Annotated in this window: 3 protein-coding genes; 2 read left to right on the forward strand and 1 reads right to left on the reverse strand. The window is 71.1% G+C overall.

Annotated elements, in window-relative coordinates; translation table 11 throughout:
* On the reverse strand, positions 1-1,678 hold a 1,678-nt coding region (locus tag WA967_RS06130; protein WP_424420101.1), incomplete at its 3' end, for a molybdopterin-dependent oxidoreductase.
* Between the two features lie 172 nt (positions 1,679-1,850).
* On the opposite strand from WA967_RS06130, the gene WA967_RS06135 reads away from it, so the two are divergent.
* Both WA967_RS06135 and radA read left to right on the forward strand, forming a co-directional pair.
* Positions 1,851-3,074, forward strand: coding sequence for an MFS transporter (locus WA967_RS06135; RefSeq protein WP_424420103.1), 1,224 nt, complete (start codon positions 1,851-1,853; stop codon positions 3,072-3,074).
* 44 nt (positions 3,075-3,118) lie between these two features.
* Complete coding sequence (gene radA, locus WA967_RS06140; RefSeq protein ID WP_424420105.1) at positions 3,119-4,486, forward strand: DNA repair protein RadA; 1,368 nt, start codon at positions 3,119-3,121, stop codon at positions 4,484-4,486.
* Positions 4,487-4,697: the final 211 nt, after the last annotated feature.

Raw genomic sequence — 4,697 nt, forward strand, 5'->3', positions numbered from 1 at the left:
ACCAGTGGTTGGTGCCGGCGCCCATCAGGATCATCGAGCGGCCACCCGATCGCTCGGCGTTGTCGGCGAACTCGCGGCCGATGCGGATGGCCTGCTCGGCGGGCACCGAGGTGTGCTCCTCCTGCCACGCCGGGGTGCCGGGGCTGGTGGCGTCGTCATAGCCGGTCGGCCACTCGCCGGGCATCCCGTCGCGGCCGACACCGTAGCGGGCCAGCATCAGATCGAACACCGTGGTGACGGTCTTACCGGCGACGGTGCGCACGGGCACGCCGCGGGCGATCACACCGGAGCCGCCGGCGTGCTCCTGGCCGGGCTCGGGGTCCAGGTCGAAGCGCGGCAGCAGGATCTCCGCCGCCGTCCCGTCCCAGCTCGCAAGGTCGGCCACCGAGAGCGGCGGCACGACGTCGCCGAGGTCCAGGTTCCAGCGGCCCTCGTCCTCGGGGCTGAACCGGTGGCCCAGCGACCCGTTCGGCACGACCGGGGTGCCGTCCTGGTCCATCAGCACCGGCTTGAAGTCGGCGCGCGGCTGGGCGGCATCCGCTCCGGACAGATCGGATGCGGTGACGAACTTGCCCGGCACGAGAGAGCCGTCGCGCTCCTCGAGCGCGACCAGGAACGGCGCGTCGGTGTAGCGGCGCATGTAGTCCTCGAACCGCTCGGTGCGCGCCTGCACGAAGTGCTCGCGGAGGATGACGTGCCCCATGGCGAGCGCCAGGGCGGCATCCGTTCCCGGGTGCGGCGAGACCCACTCGTCGGCGAACTTGGTGTTGTCGGTGTAGTCCGGCGAGACCGTGATGACCTTCTGGCCGCGGTAGCGCGCCTCGGTCATGAAGTGCGCGTCGGGCGTGCGGGTGACCGGCACGTTCGAGCCCCACATGATCAGGTACCCGGCGTTCCACCAGTCCGCGGATTCGGGCACGTCGGTCTGGTCGCCGAACACCTGGGGACTCGCGACGGGGAGGTCAGCGTACCAGTCGTAGAACGACAGCATGGTGCCGCCGATGAGGTTCATGAACCGCGAGCCGGCGCCGTGCGACACCATCGACATGGCCGGGATGGGCGAGAAGCCGGCGATGCGGTCGGGACCGTAGGTCTTCACGGTGTGCACGTGCGCGGCCGCCGCGATCTCCATGACCTCGTCCCAGCTGGTGCGCACCAGGCCGCCCTTCCCGCGGACGCGCTTGTACGACGCAGCCTTCTCCGGATCCTCCACGATCGACGCCCACGCGTCGACGGGATCCGGATGCTGCGCCTTGGCCTGCCGGTACAGCTGGGCCAGCGCGTCGCGGATGTACGGGTAGCGCACGCGCGTGGGCGAGTACGTGTACCAGCTGAAGGCGGCGCCGCGCGGGCAGCCGCGCGGCTCGTACTCCGGGGAGTCGGGGCCGACGGACGGGTAGTCGGTCTGCTGGGCCTCCCACGTGATGATGCCGTCCTTGACGTACACCTTCCACGAGCACGAGCCCGTGCAGTTCACGCCGTGCGTGGAGCGGACCACCTTGTCGTGCGACCAGCGGTCGCGGTAGAAGGCGTCCCCCGCACGGCCGCCCTGCAGGAACACGGAGCGCAGGTCTGACGAGAACTCCCCGGGGCGCACGAAGCGCCCCATCGTGAGCAGCGTCTCGGCCAGCAGGCCATCGTTGGCCGGAGCCCTTCGAGCGGTGATGCCAGGGGTCATACCTGCTCCTTCCGGAGTGCGCGTGGTACTTCAGCATCCTGCCTGCGGCATCCGACGTAAACAAGGGCGGGCCGTGTTTATTCATCCGGGCGGTGATCCGATTTTCTCCGGCGATACCTCTGGTGATCAGGGGCGAAGCAGGCTACCGTCGCCGTTACCGAAGGGACGCCTGATGACTGCTCCGACCACCGCGGCCGCGCCGCAGGCCACCGATCTGAAGGGCGGATTCGCCCAGGTGCTGCTGGCCACGATCGCCTCGACGATCGCGTTCTGGGCGTGGATGTCGATATCCCCGCTGCAGAAGACCTACGCCACCGAGATGGGCCTGGACGAGGGGCAGATCTCGCTCATGCTGGCCACGCCGGTGCTGGTCGGCGCACTCGGGCGCGTGGTCATCGGCGCCATGACCGACCGCTTCGGCGGGCGGAGGATGTTCACCGTGGTGCTGCTGCTGTCGGCTCCGGCGGTGCTGCTCGTGGCGCTGGCGGGCAGCATCCGCAGCTTTCCGCTGCTGATCATCGCCGGGTTCTACCTGGGCGTGGCGGGGACGATCTTCGCGGCGGGCGTGCCGTTCTCCAGTGCGTGGTTTCCCCCGCACCGCCGCGGCTTCGCGAACGGCGTGTTCGGCATGGGCATGATCGGCACGGCGGTCTCGGCGCTGGCCACCCCGCGCCTGGCCGAGGACATCGGCTACCTCCCCACGCACCTGATCATCGCGGGCGCCCTGGTGGCGATGGCCGCCATCGTGTGGTTCTTCATGCGCGAGTCGCCGCTGTGGGAGCCCAACCGCGAGAAGCTCGTTCCGAAGGTGACCGACGCGCTCAAGCTGCCGGTGACCTGGCAGATGGCGTTCCTGTACGGCATCGTATTCGGCGGCTTCGTGGCGTTCTCGAACTTCCTGCCCAAGTACCTCACCACCATCTACCCGAACGAGGTCGACGTGCTGGGCGCCGGCATGCGCACCGCGCTGTTCGCGGCGGCGGCCGTGGTGGCGCGGCCCGTCGGCGGCGTGCTGGCCGACCGGTTCGGCCCGAAGATCATCTCGCTGATCTCGCTGGGTGGCATCGTCGCGCTGGCGTACATCGTCGGGCAGCAGCCGGCCGAGGGCATCCTGACCGGGGTGACGTTCATCCTGATGGCCTCGGCCATGGGCCTGGGCATGGGCGCGGTGTTCGCATGGATCGGCCCGTCCACGCCGAAGGAGAAGGTCGGCGCGGTCAGCGGCGTCGTGGCCGCCGCCGGCGGCCTGGGCGGCTACTTCCCGCCGCTGGTGATGGGCGCGACGTATCACGCGGAGTCCAACTCGTACTCGCTGGGCCTGTGGCTGCTGGTGCTGGTGGGCGCGTTGGCGCTGGTCGTGGCGGGGATGCTGAACGACGTCGGGCGCAAGGCCTGACCAGCCTGCGGGCCGGTGTCGGCGACCGCGGATAGCCTTGCTGCATGGTCACCCGCAAGCCCGCCCCGCCCGCCTACGTCTGCACGGAGTGCGGCTGGACGACGGCCAAGTGGGTGGGCCGCTGCGGCGAGTGCCAGCAGTGGGGCACTGTGCAGGAGCAGGGCGCGAAGACCGGGATCGTGCGGCAGACGGATGCCGTGGCCCCGGCCGCCGACCGCGCTGCGCGCCCCATCACCCAGATCACCACGGCAGACGCACCCCGGCGCTCCAGCGGCGTGGGCGAGTTCGACCGGGTGCTCGGCGGGGGCATCGTCCCCGGCGCGGCCATCCTGCTCAGCGGCGAGCCGGGCGTCGGCAAGTCCACGCTGCTGCTGGAGGTGGCGGCGGCAACGGCCCGCTCCGGCCGGCGCGTGCTGTACGCCAGCGCCGAGGAGTCGCCCGCACAGGTGCGGCTGCGCGCCGAGCGCACGAACGCCCTGCACGACGAGCTGTACCTGGCCAGCGAGACCGACCTGGGCACGATCCTCGGGCACATCGACGAGGTGAAGCCCGACCTGGTGATCGTCGACTCCGTGCAGACCGTGGCCAGCGGGCTGATCGACGGCGCCGCCGGGCAGCCCAGCCAGGTGCGCGAGGTCGCCGCATCGCTCATCCGCATCGCGAAGGACCGCGGACTGCCGGTGATCATCGTGGGGCACGTCACGAAGGACGGTTCGGTCGCGGGTCCCCGCGTGCTGGAGCACCTGGTCGACGTCGTCTGCCACTTCGAGGGCGACCGGCAGACCGCGCTGCGGTTCATCCGCGCGCTGAAGAACCGATTCGGCCCGACCGATGAGGTCGGATGCTTCGAGATGACCGGCGACGGCATCGCCGAGGTCCCCGATCCCAGCGGCCTGTTCCTGTCGCAGGGCGCCGCCGAGCCCGGCACCTGCGTGGCCATCGCCATGGAGGGCCGCCGCGTGCTGCCCGTGGAGGTGCAGGCGCTCACCATCGACACGAATGCCCCGAATCCGCGCCGGGTCGTGCACGGGCTGGACTCCTCACGCGTGGCCATGGTGCTCGCCATCCTGGAGCGCCGCGCGGGCATCGAGACGTCCAAGCTCGACGTGTACGTGTCCACCGTGGGCGGGGTGCGGTTCACCGAGCCCGCGGCAGACCTGGCCATCGCCGTGGCCGTGGCGGGCGCGATCCGGCAGCAGTCCGTGCCGCGCACGGTCGCTGCCGTGGGCGAGCTGTCGCTGGCCGGCGAGATCCGGCCCGTCACGCAGGCCGCGCACCGGCGCAGCGAGGCCGCGAGGCTCGGTTACCAGCAGGTGATCGACGACAGATCGAAGACGCTGCGCTCGGCCCTGACTGACATCCGGCAGCGGATGACCGCGCGCCGCCCGGATGCCGCCATTCCGCCGTTCTGAGTCGACGCTTCGACGCTTCGACAAGCTCAGCGACCCAGTCGTGACGCCCCACCCCCGGGGTCTCCGACCAGTCGTGAGGCCCCACCCCCGGGCCCCCGACCAGTCGTGAGGCCTCACCCCCGGGGTCCCCGACCCGTCGTGAGGCCCCACCCCCGGGGTCTCCGACCAGTCGTGAGGCCCCACCCCCGGGGTCCCCGACCCGTCGTGAGGC

Origin of the sequence: Microbacterium sp., from assembly GCF_049650565.1 — a bacterium.
Taxonomy (GTDB): Bacteria; Actinomycetota; Actinomycetes; order Actinomycetales; family Microbacteriaceae; genus Microbacterium.